This window comes from Anaerolentibacter hominis, from assembly GCF_032380675.1.
Taxonomy (GTDB): domain Bacteria; phylum Bacillota; class Clostridia; order Lachnospirales; family Lachnospiraceae; genus Anaerolentibacter; species Anaerolentibacter hominis.
Window position 1 is genome coordinate 157,780 of the sequence record NZ_JAWDIX010000004.1, and the last position, 18,813, is coordinate 176,592.

At 47.3% G+C, this 18,813-nt stretch carries 16 protein-coding genes; 14 read left to right on the forward strand and 2 right to left on the reverse strand.

Annotated features, from left to right (window positions below; translation table 11 throughout):
• The first annotated feature begins 2 nt into the window (after positions 1-2).
• The 7 genes from ABCW47_RS13115 to ABCW47_RS13145 all read left to right on the forward strand — a co-directional run bounded on the left by ABCW47_RS13115 (position 3) and on the right by ABCW47_RS13145 (position 7,652).
• Entirely contained in the window at positions 3-887 is an 885-nt protein-coding gene (locus tag ABCW47_RS13115) for a ribokinase (RefSeq protein ID WP_343210389.1), read from the forward strand.
• A 286-nt stretch (positions 888-1,173) separates the two neighbouring features.
• Positions 1,174-2,163: a rod shape-determining protein gene (gene mreB, locus ABCW47_RS13120; RefSeq protein ID WP_343210390.1), complete on the forward strand. Its 990-nt coding sequence runs from the start codon at positions 1,174-1,176 to the stop codon at positions 2,161-2,163.
• A gap of 256 nt (positions 2,164-2,419) precedes the next feature.
• Positions 2,420-4,648 carry an SF1B family DNA helicase RecD2 gene (gene recD2, locus ABCW47_RS13125; RefSeq protein WP_343210391.1) on the forward strand — a complete coding sequence of 743 codons (2,229 nt, stop codon included), beginning with the start codon at positions 2,420-2,422 and terminating at the stop codon, positions 4,646-4,648.
• A gap of 17 nt (positions 4,649-4,665) precedes the next feature.
• A complete protein-coding gene (locus tag ABCW47_RS13130; RefSeq protein WP_343210392.1) occupies positions 4,666-5,592 on the forward strand; it encodes a nucleotidyltransferase family protein in 927 nt (308 codons plus the stop codon).
• Between the two features lie 76 nt (positions 5,593-5,668).
• Positions 5,669-6,403 carry a ComF family protein gene (locus ABCW47_RS13135; protein ID WP_343210393.1) on the forward strand — a complete coding sequence of 245 codons (735 nt, stop codon included), beginning with the start codon at positions 5,669-5,671 and terminating at the stop codon, positions 6,401-6,403.
• Positions 6,404-6,419: 16 nt separating this feature from the next.
• Positions 6,420-7,193 carry a glycerophosphodiester phosphodiesterase gene (locus tag ABCW47_RS13140; RefSeq protein WP_343210394.1) on the forward strand — a complete coding sequence of 258 codons (774 nt, stop codon included), beginning with the start codon at positions 6,420-6,422 and terminating at the stop codon, positions 7,191-7,193.
• Positions 7,194-7,205: 12 nt separating this feature from the next.
• Positions 7,206-7,652 (forward strand): YaiI/YqxD family protein, encoded by a 447-nt coding sequence (locus ABCW47_RS13145; RefSeq protein ID WP_343210395.1) that lies wholly within the window; start codon positions 7,206-7,208, stop codon positions 7,650-7,652.
• A 68-nt stretch (positions 7,653-7,720) separates the two neighbouring features.
• On the opposite strand, the gene ABCW47_RS13150 is transcribed toward ABCW47_RS13145, so the two are convergent.
• Entirely contained in the window at positions 7,721-8,560 is an 840-nt protein-coding gene (locus ABCW47_RS13150) for a CvfB family protein (RefSeq protein ID WP_343210396.1), read from the reverse strand.
• A gap of 1 nt (position 8,561) precedes the next feature.
• Positions 8,562-9,284 carry an acyl-[acyl-carrier-protein] thioesterase gene (locus tag ABCW47_RS13155; protein WP_343210397.1) on the reverse strand — a complete coding sequence of 241 codons (723 nt, stop codon included), beginning with the start codon at positions 9,282-9,284 and terminating at the stop codon, positions 8,562-8,564.
• Between the two features lie 219 nt (positions 9,285-9,503).
• On the opposite strand from ABCW47_RS13155, the gene ABCW47_RS13160 reads away from it, so the two are divergent.
• The 7 genes from ABCW47_RS13160 (at position 9,504) to prfB (ending at position 18,709) form a co-directional block, all read left to right on the forward strand.
• Positions 9,504-9,884 (forward strand): RidA family protein, encoded by a 381-nt coding sequence (locus tag ABCW47_RS13160; RefSeq protein WP_343210398.1) that lies wholly within the window; start codon positions 9,504-9,506, stop codon positions 9,882-9,884.
• On the forward strand, positions 9,881-10,945 hold the full coding sequence (locus tag ABCW47_RS13165; protein ID WP_343210399.1) for a CPBP family intramembrane glutamic endopeptidase: 1,065 nt from the start codon (positions 9,881-9,883) through the stop codon (positions 10,943-10,945). Before ABCW47_RS13160 ends, ABCW47_RS13165 begins: the two co-directional genes overlap by 4 nt.
• Before the next feature lie 34 nt (positions 10,946-10,979).
• Positions 10,980-11,903: a thioredoxin-disulfide reductase gene (trxB, locus tag ABCW47_RS13170; RefSeq protein WP_425516087.1), complete on the forward strand. Its 924-nt coding sequence runs from the start codon at positions 10,980-10,982 to the stop codon at positions 11,901-11,903.
• A 154-nt stretch (positions 11,904-12,057) separates the two neighbouring features.
• Complete coding sequence (locus ABCW47_RS13175; RefSeq protein WP_343210401.1) at positions 12,058-13,530, forward strand: C40 family peptidase; 1,473 nt, start codon at positions 12,058-12,060, stop codon at positions 13,528-13,530.
• Positions 13,531-14,201: 671 nt separating this feature from the next.
• Positions 14,202-14,729: a ribosome hibernation-promoting factor, HPF/YfiA family gene (gene hpf, locus ABCW47_RS13180; RefSeq protein ID WP_343210402.1), complete on the forward strand. Its 528-nt coding sequence runs from the start codon at positions 14,202-14,204 to the stop codon at positions 14,727-14,729.
• Positions 14,730-15,003: 274 nt separating this feature from the next.
• Positions 15,004-17,571: a preprotein translocase subunit SecA gene (gene secA / locus ABCW47_RS13185; protein ID WP_343210403.1), complete on the forward strand. Its 2,568-nt coding sequence runs from the start codon at positions 15,004-15,006 to the stop codon at positions 17,569-17,571.
• A gap of 6 nt (positions 17,572-17,577) precedes the next feature.
• Positions 17,578-18,709 (forward strand): peptide chain release factor 2 gene (gene prfB / locus ABCW47_RS13190; RefSeq protein ID WP_343210404.1). Its coding sequence is split into 2 segments (ribosomal slippage): positions 17,578-17,652 and positions 17,654-18,709, totalling 1,131 coding nucleotides; the frame shifts between segments, so codons are not numbered across the junction.
• Positions 18,710-18,813: the final 104 nt, after the last annotated feature.

Genomic DNA, 18,813 nt, shown 5'->3' on the forward strand with positions numbered 1-18,813 from the left:
TAATGAAAATTTTAAATCTGGGATCTGTCAACTTTGATAATGTATATTCTGTTGACCATATGGTACAGCCGGGGGAGACACTTTCCTCCCTGCAGGTGGAAGTATTTCCTGGCGGCAAGGGACTGAACCAGTCGATTTCACTGGCCAGGGCCGGAGCGGAGGTTTATCATGCCTGCATTATGGGCGAGGACGGCGGTCCGCTGTTAAGCGTATTTACGGAAAATGGCGTGGATACCAGCCTGATTCAGACGGCAGCGGTTCGGCAGGGACATTCTGTTATTCAGGTGGATAAAAACGGGCAGAACTGTATTATACTGTTCGGCGGCAGCAATACAAGCCTGACCAAAGACTATATTGACCAGGTGATTGGACGGTTTGAGGAGGGAGACCTGATTCTTCTGCAGAATGAGGTGAACCTGATGGATTACATTATTGACAGGGCCTATGAAAAAGGACTTGTGATTGCCTTAAATCCTTCGCCCTATAACAGTGCTATGGAGGCCTGTGATCTGTCTAAGGTGACCTATTTCCTTATGAATGAGATCGAAGGCGGACAGATAACCGGCAAAACAGAGCCGGCGGAAATTCTGGATGCAGTTCTGGCGATGTACCCGGCGGCACGCATTGTGTTAACACTGGGCAAGGACGGCGTGGTTTATAAGGATAAAGACGGATATTATGAACAGAGCAGTTTCCTCGTTAAGGCAGTGGATACCACCGCGGCAGGCGATACCTTTACCGGTTATTTTCTGGGAGCCGTCTTAAAGGGTGAGGATGTGCCTACCGCTCTGAGAAGAAGCTGTAAGGCCTCCGCAATCGCAGTTACCAGGGAAGGGGCGGCAAGTTCGATTCCCACCTTTGAAGAGGTTGAGAAGGCCGAGTTTTAAATATTCGTCCTGATATAGGAAACGGCATTCCCTATATCATAAAGATGCTTCGCCGGATGTACCCTTTGTATGCAGAAGGCACAAGGCGGTATTTTACCGGGGAAATACCTTGAAATTTTTCCCAAACTATAATATAATCAATGGACTGGATAGCTCAAAATGGCGGACTTTGTCTGAAATATGCCGGTATATTGGAAAACTGCCGGATAAAGTACTGTGATACCGATAAAGATATATTGAAGGAGAGTATAGGGCAGACATGAACAGAAGGAAAGGAGAAACTACTATGTCAGGTAGTGATATTGGAATTGATTTGGGGACAGCCAACATCCTGGTGTATGTAAGGGGCAAAGGTGTAATTTTAAAAGAGCCCTCTGTCGTTGCAATTGACAGAGATACGAATAAAATTAAGGAAATAGGAGAAGAGGCCAGGCTGATGCTGGGCAGGACTCCGGGCAATATTGTGGCAGTCCGTCCGCTGAGACAGGGCGTTATTTCCGATTACACCGTTACAGAGAAGATGTTGAAATATTTTATACAGAAGGCTGTTGGAAAGAAAACATTCCGGAAACCCCGAGTTGCTGTTTGTGTCCCCAGCGGAGTAACTGAGGTAGAGAAAAAAGCAGTTGAGGATGCGACTTATCAGGCAGGCGCCAGAGAGGTTGCTATTATAGAGGAGCCCATTGCTGCGGCGATCGGAGCGGGTATTGATATTTCCAGACCCTGCGGCAATATGATCGTAGACATCGGAGGCGGTACTTCTGATATTGCCGTAATCTCTCTGGGAGGGACGGTTGTCAGCACTTCCGTTAAGGTCGCAGGAGATGATTTTGACGAGGCGATCGTACGCTATATGCGGAAGAAACACAGTCTTTTAATCGGCGAGAGAACCGCGGAAGAGATTAAAATCAAGATAGGCAGTGCTTATGCGAGACCGGAAGTCGGCACGATTGACGTCCGCGGGCGTAACCTGGTAACAGGACTTCCCAAGACGGTAACGGTTACATCGGATGAGACGCTGGAAGCGTTAAAGGAAACTACCTCGCAGATTGTGGAAGCGGTTCACGCAGTACTGGAAAAAACACCGCCTGAACTGGCTGCGGATATTGCGGACAGAGGGATTGTTCTGACCGGCGGCGGAGCTCTCCTGTACGGCCTGGACAGTCTGATTGAGGAAAAGACGGGAATTACTACAATGACTGCAGAAGATCCGATGACTGCCGTAGCGATCGGCACAGGCAAATTTGTGGAATTTCTGGGCGGAAGAAAAGACTGACCTATAAAGATGCGAATACCGGAAGAATGGATAATTTGGGGTAATGTCCAGATTGTTCATTCTTCGTTGTTTGATCAGGTAATTTTCGTTTTACCGTTTTATCATGGAAGTAGATAAGACTGCCACCTCAATAGGTGATGAGTAAATAATAAATTCGTCATGGTGGGAGCCCAGTCTCCTTCCAAGATAAAGCCTCCGGCGGATTGCAGCAAGTACGCCGAGGCGTACTTGAATTTTATACGGTACGGGAGCGGTTATGGCAGATAAATGGGAAGGGTACGTAGAAAAAATAGTATATCGGAACAGCGAGAACGGCTATACGGTGCTCAGTCTTTCCACAGAGGAAGATGAGATTACCTGTGTAGGCGTTTTTCCAGTGATGGAGGAAGGAACTTATCTGGAAGTAGAGGGAACCACTTCCCTGCATCCTCTGTATGGGGAACAGATCAAGGTGGAACAGCACCAGATCAAGGAGCCGGAGGATATGGCGGCAATGGAGCGTTATCTGGGCTCCGGTGCGATTAAGGGAATCGGGGCGGCGCTCTCCTCACGGATTATCAGAAAATTCAAGGATGATACATTCCGTGTGATAGAAGAGGAGCCGGAGAGACTTGCAGAAGTCAAGGGCATCAGCGAGCGTATGGCCAGAGAGATCGGCCTGCAGTTTGAAGAAAAGCGGGAGATGCGCAACGCCATGCTGTTTTTGCAGGAGTACGGGATATCCAACCGGCTTGCGGTGAAGATATATGAGAAATACAAAGAGAAAATGTATGAGGTGATTCGGGAAAATCCCTATCGGCTTGCGGAGGATATCACTGGCGTGGGCTTTAAGATCGCCGATGAAATTGCCGCAAGGGTGGGGATTGGCCAGGATGCCGCCTTTCGCATCCAGGCAGGGCTTCTGTATACTCTCACTCAGGAAAATTCCAACGGCAATGTGTATCTGCCGGAGGAAGAGCTGGTCGGCAAGACGGCTCTTATGCTGGGGCTGACTGGGGAACCGATCGAAAAGCAGATCATGGATATGGCGGTTGACCGGCGTATTGTAATAAAGGAACTAGATGGAAAGAAAATAATTTATTCCAGTCATTTTTATTATATGGAATTAAATGTGGCCAGAATGCTGCTGGATTTAAGTATTCACTATGAGGTAACAGATAATCAGATTGAGCGGCGGCTGAAACAGGTGGAGGATGCGGCCAGTCTGGTGCTGGATGAAATGCAGCGTGAGGCCGTGAGAGAGGCGGTAAGAAACGGCCTTTTGGTAGTAACCGGCGGCCCGGGTACAGGAAAGACAACTTTGATCAATACTCTCATCCGGTTCTTTGAACGGGAGGGAATGGATATTTTACTGGCGGCTCCTACCGGAAGAGCGGCTAAGCGTATGTCGGAAACCACCGGCTGTGAAGCCCAGACCATACACCGCCTTCTGGAACTGAATGGCGCGGTGATGGAGGAAGAAAGCAAACTTCATTTCGAGAGAAATGAAGAAAATCCACTGGAGGCCGACGTTATTATTGTAGATGAGATGTCCATGGTAGATATTGTCCTGATGCATTCCATGCTGCGGGCCGTGAGCGTGGGAACCCGGCTGATCCTGGTGGGTGATGTGAATCAGCTGCCCTCTGTGGGGCCGGGCAGTGTGCTGGGGGATATTATTTCTTCTGAGGCATTTCCGGTGGTTAAGCTGAATAAAATATTCCGCCAGTCTGCACAGAGTGATATTATCGTCAATGCGCATAAGATTAATCGGGGGGAAGAGATTTCTCTGGATAATCAAAGCAGGGATTTCTTCCTGCTGCAAAGAGATAATGTGCGCAATATACTGGGTGTGATTGTGACGCTGGTGACGAAAAAGATGCCCAAATATGTGGATGCGAACCAGAAGGATATTCAGGTTCTCACCCCTATGCGTAAGGGAGAACTGGGCGTAGAATCCTTAAATAAAGTACTGCAGTACTACCTGAATCCTCCGTCAACGGATAAAAAGGAAGCCCTGTTCGGGGAAATGATTCTCCGGGAGGGGGATAAGGTAATGCAGACCAAGAATAATTATCAGCTGGAATGGGAAGTCAGAAGTACATTCGGCATACCGGTGGACACCGGAACCGGTATTTTCAACGGAGATATGGGAATTGTAAAGGAGATCAATACATTTGCTGAAAGCATCACGGTAGAATTTGATGATGGAAAGCTGGTAGATTATCCTTATGCCGGCGCAGACGAACTGGAGCTGGCCTACGCTATCACCATACACAAGGCGCAGGGCAGCGAGTATCCCGCGGTGGTGATTCCTATCCTGACCGGTCCGCGCATGCTGTTTTACAGGAATCTGCTGTATACAGCGGTGACCCGGGCAAAGAAATGTGTGACGATTGTGGGAAGCCGGCAGAAAGTGCTGGATATGATTCACAACGCAGGAGACCAGAGCCGCTATTCCGGGCTGGATGTTAGAATTCGGGAACTGAAAAAGGAAAACTTTTAGCAGGAAAGGAAAACAGGATGATGAAGACAACATTAGTGATTATGGCAGCGGGATTGGGAAGCCGTTTCGGCGGTATCAAGCAGTTGACGCCGGTGGGACCGGGCGGAGAAATCATTATGGACTATTCGGTATATGATGCTGTCCGCGCCGGTTTTGATAAAGTGGTATTTATAATAAGAAAAGACCTGGAAAAAGACTTCAGGGAAATTGTAGGGGACAGACTTTCCCAGTACGCAGATGTGGAGTATGTATTCCAGGAGCTTGACGATCTGCCGGCAGGATACCGGTGCCCGGATGGGAGAACGAAACCCTGGGGAACCGGTCAGGCGGTACTTAGCTGCCGGGGGGCGGTTAATACCCCGTTTCTGGTTATCAATGCTGATGATTATTACGGGAGGGAAGCATTTGAGACGGCGCATGAGTTTCTGATGCGCGCAGAACCCGGAGATAAAAAATATAATTTCTGCATGGTGGGATTTGAACTGGGGAATACTCTGAGCGAAAATGGTACTGTGACAAGAGGTGTCTGTGAAGTAAATGATCAGAATGAACTTATCGACGTGGTGGAGACATTTGAATTAAAAGAGGAAAACGGCCAGGTGACGGGAACGAGGGACGGAGGCGTATCCCGGATCACGCTGCCCCTTAACCAGCCTGTATCCATGAATATGTGGGGCTTTACCCCTGATTTTTTCGATGAGCTGGATCGGGAATTCAAGATATTCCTGATGGGTCCGGAGGGCAGGGCTATGAAGTCTGAATATCTGCTCCCGACTTTGATTGATAAATTAATTAAAGCCGGAACTGCCAGAGTAGAGGTACTCCGGTCGAAGGATCAGTGGTTTGGCGTAACGTATCGTGAGGATAAAGACTATGTGGCGCAGGAGTTCCTGCGGCTTTCACAGGAAGGGATTTATCCGGTGCCGCTGTTTAAACAGCCTTAACAGGGAGGTGCAGACGTTCAATATAAGACAAAATAATGAAGTATTACGGATTCCGGGGGATTCCATAAAGATTTCTTTGGTTGACAGGCTTCGGAATTTAAGTATAATAAATTGGATCTATCCGAGAATCTGCCCGGTATGCGGTGAAATTGTTCCGGTTATGGAGGGCAGGATACATACGGAATGTCAGGGACGGCTTATTCCCGTAGGCGAACCCAGCTGTTGCAAATGCGGCAAGCCGCTGGAAAGACAGGAGCAGGAATACTGCTATGACTGTCTGAGAAAAGGACACTCTTATGAGCGGGGATTTGCACTTTGGCGCTATGACTGTACTGCGAGAGAGGCAATCGCTGCATTCAAATACAGGGGGAAGCAGGAATTTGCGGAGTTCTTTGCCGATGAGCTGGTAAGACAGTTTGGACCGCAGCTTCGAAAGACCGGCGCACAGGCCTTTATTCCGGTGCCGGTTCATACGTCCAGACTTAAGAGCCGCGGATATAATCAGGCCGGATTACTGGCCGACGCCCTGGGGAAGCGATTAGATATTCCTGTGGTCAGTGACTATCTGTACAGGCAGAAGAAGACAGAACCCCAGAAGGGGCTTAATGACAGGGAAAGGCTGAGGAACCTGCTGCAGGCTTTTGCTGTGGATGGAGATAAACAAAAGAGATTTAAGGATCTGAAACGGGTGATACTGGTGGATGATATCTATACGACAGGCAGTACAATCGAAGCCTGTACCAGAGTACTCCGGCAGGCCGGAGTTGCTCATGTCTATTATGTCAGTTTATGTATCGGCAGCGGAATATGATGGAGAGGGAATGGTTATGGCAAAGAAAAGAGCAATCACAGTTATGGCACACAGAGGGTATTCGGCAAAATATCCGGAGAACACGATGCTTGCGTTCGAAAAGGCACTGGAGGCCGGAGCGGACGGGATCGAGCTGGACGTCCATGTGACCAAGGACGGAGAACTGGTTATCATTCATGACGAATCCCTGGACCGGACAACAGACGGAACAGGTACCATTAACACCCACACTCTGGCAGAGCTGAAAGATTTGAACGCAGCGGCAAACTTTACCGGTGTGGATTATGCGGGTATTCCCACACTGAGCGAATATCTGATGTGGGCGAAAGATAAAAATATTTATACCAATATAGAATTAAAAAATAACAAAACCTACTATGGCGGCCTGGAGGAACTGGCTGCCGGTATGGTGAAACGGTTTGGATTGACGAAAAAGGTTATCTTCTCTTCCTTTAATCACGTCTCCCTGTCCCGGCTCAAGAAACTGCTGCCGGAGGTGCCGATGGGAATTCTGTGTAAGAAACCGCTGGTGAATGTGGGGGAATATGTAAAAGCCTGCGGAGTGGATTATCTTCATCCGGAGAGTACCTATATGGTGGAGCGGGTTATAAAGAACTGCAGAAAGCATGAAGTGCCCATCAATGTGTGGGAGGTAAATAATGAGGAAGCCATGATGAGGATGCTGGAGCTGGGTGTGGACGGTCTGATCACGGATGAACCGGAGCTTGCGAAAAAGACGGTTATGAAGTATCTGGCTCCTGCCGACATGATCGGCGGACCGGAACTGTAGGTAAGTCAGCCTATGAGAATACTGGTGGATGCGGATGGATGCCCGGTGGTGCGGATTGCGGTGAGAGCGGCCAAAGAAAAAAGTATCAAGATTGTAATATTCTGTGATACCAGCCATGAAATTCAGACCGACTATGGCGAGGTGATCACAGTGGAGCGGGGGAGAGACTCCGTTGATTTTGCTCTGCTTCAAAACGCCGCGGCGGGTGATATTGTGATTACACAGGACTATGGGCTTGCGGCAATGGCCCTTGGCAAGAAATGCTCTGCGGTTCATCAGAATGGTATGATATACACAGATGGGACGATAGACCAGCTGCTGCTGGAACGTCATCTCTCGGGCAAGGCCAGACGAAGCGGAAAAAATCGGGGCAGAGGACCGGCGAAACGGACCGAAGAGGATGACCGAAGATTTGAGCGGGCGCTGCGGGCTCTGCTGGAGAAGTCCGTAACAGAATAATATAGAGATCTGACCGCGCTGCGGGCGGTGCAAAAAAGCAGCTGCCATTCTGACAGCTGCTTTTCCTGTTATTTTTTACATTCAAAGTGGGTATCATCCAGGAGAATCCGTCCCTCTTTCATCAGATGACCGAGCGCACGCTTGAAGGCATTTTTGCTCAGGTGGAAATAGTCTTTGATTTCTCCGGCATCCGATTTATCGTGAAATGGAAGGGAGCCGCCGGCCTCAACCAGTTTTTGATAGACCAGCTCTGCATCGGTATCCAGCTGAAGGTAGGCCTTCTCCCGGAGACTTAAGTTCAAACGGCCGTCCTCCAGCACCTTTGTGACTCTGGCCTGAATCTTTGTGCCCGGTATCAGCCTGGTGAATAATTCTTTCTTCGGGATCAGGGCGGAATAGCGATTGTCCACCGCAACATAGGCGCCGAATGCGTCGATCACTGCGTAGACCAGCCCCGTAACCTGATCGCCGGTCTGATAGGGAGCATCGGTTCTGAGCGCCTCATATACATTCATTGTGGCGCAGAGCCGGCTGCTTTTATCAATATAGAGGCTTACCAGCACCTCATCGCCTGCCGATACCCGGTAGGATTGTTCTTTAAAAGGCAGAAACAGATCCTTTGCCAGACCCCAGTCCAGAAAAGCCCCGATCTTAGTCACATCCGTAACCTTCAGCAGCGCGGTCTGTCCAAGTTCCAGAGGGGGGACCGCTGTGGTGGCAATCAGCCTGTCCTCAGAATCTTTATAAAGAAAGACGGAGATCAGATCTCCTGCCTTACAGTCCTGCGGCAGTTGCTTTGCCGGCAGCAGAACCCGTTCCTCCGAAGCGGTTTCGGATTCTTTTAAGTAGGCTCCCTGGGGAGTAAACTTATCTACAGCCAGTGTCTGTGTGATTCCTAATTCAAACATTTTATTCTCCATTTCCGTTTCGTGTAAATTCCACTACAGTAAAAGGTTTGCCCTGTTCATTGGCCAGCGATACATAAAACGCTTTGTCAGTTTCATAAGTATAGGGTACGATAATATCATTCAGCACCGCACTCATTTTATATTCTGCCCGCATCTGGCGCAGAGAAAAGTCTTTTGGAAGATAACCTTCCGCCATTTTAATATACTGCCCGTTGTTTACATGATGATTCGTATCAATATTGGCATGGGAAACCGGGAAAGAAGACTGAATCACAGGCTCTGTATCCGGCAGGGTGATTTTTCTGGAGGCATAGTCCATATCCAGACGGGGTTCCGGCTGATAAAGCGCCTCAATCTCGGCTGGGATACGAACCGGCCGCAGTTTCTCCATATCCATGTAAATCCAGTAGGAATTCGCATAGGCACATACATTGCCATCCTTGTCCTTCAGCATAAAGTTTCTGGTCCCATACAGACTTTTAAAATCGTTGGCCCAGGTGGAAACAGTGATCTCTTCTCCCAATCCGGGGAAACGGTTTACGACGATCTGCCAGGAACTTAACAGCCAGGCCAGATGTCTGGAGGACAGCCAGTTCAAGCCAATCCCCAGATCCTCGGACTGAAAGGTGGAACAGTCCTGAAAATAATTAATAACAGATCCCAGATCCAGGCGTTTATTTTCATCAATCTCACTATAACGTACACGACAATTTATACTATACATTTCTACTCAATCCTTTTTCCTGATTTTTCTATTAGCAGTATACCTGTTTTGGGGAAAAACTACAAGGGATTTCAGCCTGACGCAGCAAGCTGCCTGCGGGAGGCGTCCGAAGAAACACTTACCCCTTTTCAGATGGGAAGGAATGGTATATAATATTTACAAATTGTATTTCATGGCATGGGACTGTTTTGTTTATTGCTATAGACATAGGAGGAAAATATGAAAAAAATTGTAAGTACACCAAAGGCACCAGCTGCAATTGGACCTTATTCACAGGCAACTATCGTAAACGGGATGCTTTATACATCAGGTATGATCCCGGTAGATCCGGCAAACGGCCAGATCCCTGAGGGAGGGGTAACGGTTCAGGCAGAGCAGGCTCTCAGCAATTTGAAGATTTTGATTGAAGAAGCAGGCTCTAAACTGGAGAATGTTGTTAAGACCACAGTATTTATTAAAGACATGAATGATTTTGCCAAGATCAATGAGGTATATGCCAAATATTTTACGGATAACTATCCTTCCAGATCCTGCGTGGAGGTAGCCAGACTGCCCAAGGACGTATTAATTGAGATTGAAGCGGTTGCGGTGATGGAATGAGCAGAATCAAACAGGTAAATTTCGTCTATTTGTTTACCGTACTGGCCTCTTTTGGGGCCAGTTTTGTTATACGGGCAGTGGAGAAATACCTTCATGTGACAAATGAGGCGGTGCTGCTGTCGGTTAACCAGGCAGTTTTACTGCTTCCTTCCTGTATTTATTTGGCAAAACAGAACCTCCCTGTGAAGCAGGTGATGCGTCTGAACAAGATCAGTTTTTCCAATATTATGCTGATCATTGGATTTACCATATTAATTTCGCCCATCATGACGTTTGTAAATATGGTTTCCCTGCTGTTTACAAAAAATGTGATCGGCGGGACGGTTACAGATATTGTAGGAGGTAATTCCGCAATTATCAGTGTGCTTGTGATTGCACTGATTCCGGCTATCGTGGAGGAAGTTATTTTCAGAGGGGTCCTTTATAATGGAGGATACCGCCATGCGGGGATTTTAAAGGGAGCGCTGATGAGCGGTCTGGTGTTTGGACTGCTGCATCTGAATCTGAACCAGTTTTCTTATGCCTTCCTGCTGGGATTTGTTTTCTGCATATTAATTGAAGCAACAGGCTCCCTCTTTTCTTCGATGATTGCCCATTTTCTTATTAATGGTTCATCTGTTATGCTGAGCATTTTGCTGGTGAAGCTTAGTAGTTTTATAAATGAGATGGGGATGGATACTTCTGCGGCAGATGCTGCTTATGGGACGGAAGATATGCTCCCGCTGATTGGCTACTATGGAGTGGTTGCGCTGGTATGCGGCTTCCTGGCGGTGAAGGTGCTGAAAGTAATCGCGAGGAATGCGGGGAGAAGCGCACAGCTTGACTCTATATTCCACCCGCAGCAGGAACCGGCGACGACCTGGGAGGCAGATGGCCTGACGCAGTATGGTACTGCAAACGGGGATGATATGTTTGCTTCTTATTATAATAGAGAGAATTCTAATGCCCTACGCCGTGTGAAGGAGCAGGAAGATAAGAAGCTGATCTCTGCGCCGCTGGCCCTGGGTATCATCATCTGTACGGTTTGGATTATTCTCTCCCAGATAGGGCTATACTTATAAAAAGATGCGTTTGCGTTTCGGAATGGAGGAAATTATGTTATATGATTTGATTATTGTAGGGTCCGGACCGGCCGGACTGACCGCGGGAATCTATGCGGCCAGAGCTGAGATAAATACGGTCATAGTGGAAAAAAATCCTTTCAGCGGCGGTCAGATTATCAATACGTATGAAGTGGATAATTATCCTGGAATTCCCGGAATCGGAGGTTTCGACCTGGCAATGAAGTTCCGGGAACACTGCGATAAGCTGGGAACAAAGTTTGTGGAGGGTGATGTCTCCAGTTTTTCCGTAGAGAAGGATGGAACGAAGAAGATCGTTCTGAACAATGGAGAAGTCTATGAGAGCAAAGCGGTTATCATTGCCACAGGGGCAAAGAACCGGAAACTGGGAGTCAAGGGCGAAGAGGAACTGTCCGGCAAGGGTGTGTCCTACTGTGCAACCTGTGACGGCGCTTTCTTTAAAGGTAAAACGACGGCTGTGGTCGGCGGCGGAGATGTAGCGGTGGAGGATGCCATATTTCTGTCCAGATTATGCGAGAAGGTCTATGTGATTCACCGGAGAGATGAATTCCGCGCTGCGAAGAGCCTCAGCTCCAAGCTCGTGAAGCAGGAGAATGTGGAAATTCTCTGGGATACGGTCGTGGAGGAGATAACGGGCGACGAAGCAGTTACGGGCTTAGTTGTGAAAAACATAAAAACCGGTGAACAGAGAGAGCTTGCGGCAGCCGGAGTCTTTATTGCGGTGGGAACAGCCCCCAGTTCCGATTTGTATAAGGAGTGGGTGAAAACAGATCAATCCGGGTATATTATCGCGGATGAAAGCTGTGAAACCAGTACAAAAGGCATTTTTGTGGCGGGAGATATCCGTACGAAGCCGTTAAAGCAGATTGTAACCGCTGCTGCGGATGGAGCAAATGCAATTACAGCTGTAGAACATTTTTTGAATGAATTAGAATAGGAAAAATCCTTTAAAACCGCTGATTTACAAGGAAAATCGGCGGTTTTATTATTTCTGGTATATTTTTCTCCTATTGACATAGAGTGGATAAGTTGTTATACTTATGAAGTAATCGTTAATACATTTGTAACATTTACATAGATGGAGGCGTTCTATGAATACCAAAATGACGAAGACTTTCCTGCATGTGGCGGTTTCTGCTGTCCTGGTGGGAGCGGTATGTGCACCTTCCGTATCTTCTGCAACTCTATGTGGGGAAACTTCTCTTGCCGGGTTATCCGTATCCCTGGAGAGGTTCGCTGAGAATGACACACACACGACAGACATTTTACAGGAGATGGGAATCTCCGCGGCGGCTTCCGGACCAAGAAGCGTAAGCGGTGTTTCCGTAGCGGGTCTGTCCCTGAATGATAATATAGAACCAGTTGATGAAGGAACTGAGCCGGATTCCGGCACCACGGACGGAGCAGATCCCGCGGCAAAGCAGGCGGGGGATGAACCAGCAGCCGGCGAACCTGCACCGGAAGAGCCGGAGGCAGATGCTCCGGAAGAAGAGCCGGCCAAGGAACCGGTTTCTGAATATGAGAATATCGGTATCTCCACAGCATCCAGTTACGTTAACATCCGTAAAAAACCGGATACAGATTCTAAGATTTTAGGAAAACTGTATAAGGGCTGTGCGGCTGAAATACTGGAGTGGAAGGACGAATGGGTTAAGATTAAATCCGGTTCTGTAACGGGTTACATTAATTCTGAGTACCTGGCGATTGGTTTCGATGCCGAAGAGCTGGTAGATAAATATGGTACGAAGATTGCAACCGTCAATACTACAACATTGAAGGTAAGGGAGAAGAAGAGTACAGACTCCACGATACTTACCCTGATCCCTCTGGATGAAGAGTATGAGGTTGTAAAGGAATATAAAGATTGGGTTAAGATCAAAGTTGACGAAACGACCGAAGGATATGTTTCCAAAGAATATGTGGATATTGACGTAGAATTTGAGGAAGCAATTTCAATTGAGGAGGAGCAGAAGAAGCTTCAGCAGGAAAAGGAAGCGGAAGAGGCCCTCAGAAAACAGCAGGAAGAAGAAAAGAAGAGGAAAGAAGAAGAGGCCAGACAGAAACAGCAGTCCAGCCAGAAGACAACATCCACTTCCTCCAAGAAGCCATCTTCCAGCGGAAATTCAGCTAAGAATAATTCTGGCAGCAGCGATACTACACCGACGAAACCAGCTTCTAACTCCGGCAATACCTCCAGCAATGGATCAGCGCTTGGTGCGAAGATAGCAGCTTTTGCCCAGAAGTTTGTCGGGAATGCTTATGTGTACGGCGGGACAAGCCTTACAAATGGCGCGGACTGCTCCGGTTTTGTACAGTCTGTATTCAGTAATTTTGGAATTGGCCTTCCGAGAACATCTGGTTCTCAGTCGCAGTCGGGCAGCAGTGTCAGCCTGAACAGCCTGGCGCCTGGAGATCTGGTATTCTACTCCAGCAATGGAAGGATCAATCATGTGGCAATCTATATCGGAGGCGGACAGGTAGTACATGCAAGTTCTCCGCGAAGCGGTATTAAGATTTCCAATATGTACTACAGAACCCCTGCATGGGCAAGAAGAGTAATATAGAATAGTTAAGGATGTACGGCACGGTGTGCTGTACATCCTTTTTGGCTTCAAAGGGTAAAGATAAAGCTGTAATAAGAAATGATAACATTTTTCAGAATATTTAAGAAGGTGTTAATCTTTAGTAAAATTGGCAAAAACAGTTGACAAAAATTTGCTTGTATATTTTACACAAAATCGACATAAAAAGTAGAATTGGTAACCATTCTTAGTTTAAAGGATGAAAAGTTATCCACATTTTCAAAGACTGATTTTATAGCGAAAATGAGTTATGCACGGAGTTGTCCACATTATCCACAAAAAATAAAGTCGAAACAGGGCGAATAAAATCGACCAAAGCGAATGTTCGTTTTGTAATAAATGATAGAATTTCCTGTGTTTCTGTTGAAATTTAACTTTAAAATGGATTCTTAAGTTGTCAAATAATATTGAGTTATATCAGATAATATGGGTGAATTATCTTGGAAAACAGCAAAATAGGGAATGGACAGGAAATAGTATAAAAAAACAAGTGCTGTTATTGAATAATAACAAATGTATGGTATACTATTTTATATAAGCAGGAGACACCGGACAGGATGGATTTGGCCCGGTGACAACCGTGTTCCATATCCTGCTTGCTGCGGGCGGCTTGTGCTGCGGACGCAGAATAACCCGTAAAGGAGTTGACGAGTATGCGTTTTATTATCAGTGGTAAGAATCTGGAGATTACAGAAGGCCTGAAGGACGCGATACAGAACAAGCTGGGTAAGCTGGAGAAGTACTTTACAGCTGAAACGGAGTGTATCGTTACCATGTCTGTTGAGAAGGGAAGACAGAAGGTTGAAGTAACGATTCCCATGAAGGGGAACATTGTCAGGGCCGAGCAGGCCAGCGATGATATGTATGTTACAATTGATTTGGTAGAAGAAATAATTGAACGTCAGATTAAGAAATATAAGAATAAACTGGTGGAGAGGAAGCGTTCTGCCCTGAGCTTCAGTCAGGCATTTGTGGATGAAGAGTATGATGCAGATGATGAGATTCGGATTACCAGAACCAAACGATTCGCGGTAAAACCCATGGACCCGGAGGAAGCCTGTGTGCAGATGGACATGCTGGGACACAGTTTCTACGTGTTCAGAAATGCGGAGACGGATGAGGTCAGTGTGGTTTATAAGAGGAAAGACGGAACGTTCGGTTTGATTGAATCGGAGTTCTAGAGAGTATAGGAAAGAGTGCCGATGGCGATCTGAGAGGAAGAAAAGCCGGTCGGCAGTATATAACAGGGGGCACGGCTGCTTTGCAGGCGTGCCTCTTTTTTCGTACTGTAAAACATAAAATCGGGCAAATGGGAGAAGCTTGTATTGCAGGTACCAAAGCCTGCGGCGGGCTGTAAGCGGCAAAAAAACGTTGCTTACTCATATGAGAAATGATACAATAAGTCCTGTGAACCTACGCAAAAAAACCAGTTAGGAGAAATATAGGAGAAAAATCATGGGTTTTTTTAGTAAAATATTTGGCACGCACAGCGAGAGAGAATTAAAGCTGATTATGCCTCTTGTGGATAAAATTGAGGCACTGGAGCCGGAATATGAGAAATTATCCGATGAAGAACTGCGCGGCAAAACGATTGAGTTTAAAAATAGACTGAAGAATGGAGAAACATTAGACGATCTGCTTGTAGAAGCCTTTGCAACCGTGAGGGAAGCATCCAAGCGTACACTGGGCATGCGCCATTACCGTGTGCAGCTGCTGGGCGGAATTATCCTGCACCAGGGCAGAATTACAGAGATGCGGACCGGTGAAGGAAAGACCCTGGTGGCAACCCTGCCGACCTACTTAAATGCGCTGGAAGGGAAGGGAGTCCATATTGTAACGGTAAATGATTATCTGGCAAAGCGTGATGCGGAATGGATGGGACAGATTCATGAGTTTCTGGGCATGAAGGTAGGCGTTATCTTAAATGCCATGAACAATGACGAGAGAAGAGAGGCATATGCCTGTGACGTTACGTATGCAACCAACAACGAGCTGGGATTTGATTACCTGAGAGATAACATGGTAATTTATAAGGAACAGCTGGTTATGCGGGATCTTCACTATGCGATTATTGATGAGGTCGACTCTATTTTAATTGATGAGGCCAGAACGCCTCTGATTATATCCGGTCAGAGCGGAAAGTCCACCAAGTTGTATGAGGCCTGTGATATTCTGGCCAGACAGCTGGTGCGCGGTACTGAGAAGGAACTTTCCAAGATGGATATTATCATGAAGGAAGATTCTCAGGAAACGGGCGATTTCGTTGTGAATGAGAAAGACAAAAATGTGAACCTGACGGCAGACGGCGTCCGGAAGGTAGAGCAGTTCTTTCGTATTGAGAATCTGGCGGACCCGGAGAATCTGGAAATCCAGCACAATATCATTCTGGCGCTTCGCGCACACAACCTGATGTTCCGGGATAAAGATTATGTGGTAAAAGATGATCAGGTTCTGATCGTAGATGAATTTACCGGCCGTATTATGCCTGGCCGCCGCTATTCCGACGGACTCCATCAGGCAATCGAGGCCAAAGAACACGTTAAGGTAAAGAGAGAGAGCAAGACTCTGGCGACGATCACGTTCCAGAACTTCTTTAATAAGTACGATAAGAAATGCGGTATGACCGGTACGGCCCTCACTGAGGAAAAGGAGTTCAGAGAGATCTACGGCATGGACGTAATCGAGGTACCTACCAATGTACCGGTTGTCCGTGTGGATCATGAAGACTCTGTCTTTAAGACAAAGAAAGAAAAGCTAAGCGCCATTGTAGACGCGGTTATGGAAGCGCACAAGAAAGGCCAGCCGGTACTGGTTGGTACGATTACCATCGAGGCTTCCGAGGAACTGAGCGATATGCTCCGGAAGAAGGGAATCCCTCATAAAGTGCTCAATGCCAAATTCCATGAACTGGAGGCGGAGATTGTAGCAGACGCCGGTCAGATGGGTTCGGTTACGATTGCAACCAACATGGCAGGCCGTGGTACGGATATTAAGCTTGGCGAAGGCGTCGCTGAGGTGGGAGGCCTGCGCATTATTGGTTCTGAACGCCATGAGGCCAGACGTATTGATAACCAGCTGCGCGGACGTTCCGGCCGTCAGGGAGATCCTGGTGAATCCAAGTTCTATATTTCCCTGGAGGATGATCTGATGCGCCTGTTTGGCTCGGATCGTCTTATGTCCATGTTTAATTCTATGGGTATTCCTGAGGGAGAAGAGCTGCATCACAATATGCTGACTTCTGCCATTGAGAAGGCTCAGGTAAGAATAGAGGGCAATAACTTCGGTGTCCGTAAAAACCTGCTGGAGTATGACCGGGTAAATAATGAACAGAGAGAAATCATATATGCAGAGAGAAGAAGAGTCTTAAACGGCGACAATATGAGAGACTCTGTCATTAAAATGATCACCGATACGGTGGAAGAAATGGCTAACCGCTGTATTGGAGACGACACGCCTGTGGAAGAGTGGGATCTGGATGAATTGAACCAGACCATCCTCAATGTCATTCCGATTAAGCCGGTGGAGCTGACAGAAGAAGAAAAGAAACACGGAAAAAAGAATCAGCTGATCCAGCGTCTGAAAGAGGAGGCCGTGAAGCTGTATGAGACCAAAGAAGCAGAGTTTCCGGAAGCGGAGCATCTGCGTGAGGTTGAGCGGGTTATTCTGCTTCGGACGATTGACCGGAAGTGGATGGATCATATCGATGATATGGACCAGCTTCGCCAGGGAATCGGTCTGCAGGCATACGGCAACCGAGATCCGCTTACCGAATATAAATTCCTTGCATTTGATATGTTTAACGAGATGACTCAGGCGATTGCCGAAGATACGGTAAACGCGCTGATGCATGTTAAGATTGAACAGAATGTAGAGAGAGAGCAGGTTGCCAAAGTGACGGGAACCAACAAAGACGGAACCGATGTGCGCGGCCCGGTCCGCAGAGAAGGGAAGAAAATTATGCCCAACGATCCCTGTCCCTGCGGAAGCGGTAAAAAATATAAATTTTGCTGTGGAAGGAAGTGACAATAAGTGGTCGAATTAGATCAGTACAAGTATACCTTGAGTACCTATGCAAAACCCTTAGTCGAAGTGGGGGATTCACTTTGACCTGGCTAATAAAAGGTTAAAGATTGAAGAATTGTCAAATATAATGGAGGCGCCGGATTTCTGGGATGATCCGGTACGCTCCCAGGACTATATGAAGGAACTGAAGAATTTAAAAGATGTGGTGGAAAAGTATGAGCAGCTTACTTCTGCTTATGAAGATGTGGAGACGCTTCTGGAGCTGGGGTATGAAGAAAATGACGCCTCTGTTATTCCTGAGGTGGAGTCTGCCCTCACCGCATTTATCGAGGAGCTTGAAACCCTTAAGCTCGCAACTCTGTTAAACGGCCCATATGATAAAGACGGAGCTATTCTCACCCTGCATGCAGGGGCGGGCGGAACAGAGAGCTGTGACTGGTGCGGCATGCTGTTTCGGATGTATCAGCGGTGGGCTGAGAAAAGAGGCTATACCACTGAGATTCTGGATTCGCTGGATGGTGAGGAAGCGGGGATTAAGTCCGTTACGCTCCAGGTGAATGGGGAAAATGCCTACGGTTATCTGAAATCCGAACACGGAGTACACCGTCTTGTCAGGATTTCTCCTTTTAATGCCCAGGGAAAACGGCAGACTTCTTTCGTATCCTGCGATGTAATGCCAGATATCGAGGAAGATCTGGATATTGAGGTTAAGGATGACGATATCAGGATTGATACCTATCGTTCCAGTGGAGCCGGCGGTCAGCATATCAATAAGACCTCCTCGGCGATTCGTATTACCCATTATCCGACTGGCATTGTGGTGCAGTGTCAGAATGAGCGGTCCCAGCATATGAACAAAGACAAGGCGATGCAGATGTTAAAAGCCAAGCTGTATCTTTTGAAACAGCAGGAGAACCTGAATAAAGAAGCAGGAATCCGCGGCGAGGTGAAGGAGATCGGCTGGGGCAACCAGATCCGTTCTTATGTCATGCAGCCCTATACTCTGGTGAAGGATCATCGGACGAATGAAGAAATAGGGAATGCAAATGCTGTTCTGGATGGGAATTTAGATCCTTTTATCAATGCCTACTTAAAATGGATCAACTCCGGACAGACTAATTCAGCACAAAATGAATAACATTTCATACGGCCTGCCGGGATCAGAACTCCTGGCAGGCCTTTTTCCTTCCATAGGAAGGTACGCCCGATGCAGCTGGCTAATGCATATTTATCAGTGGGATC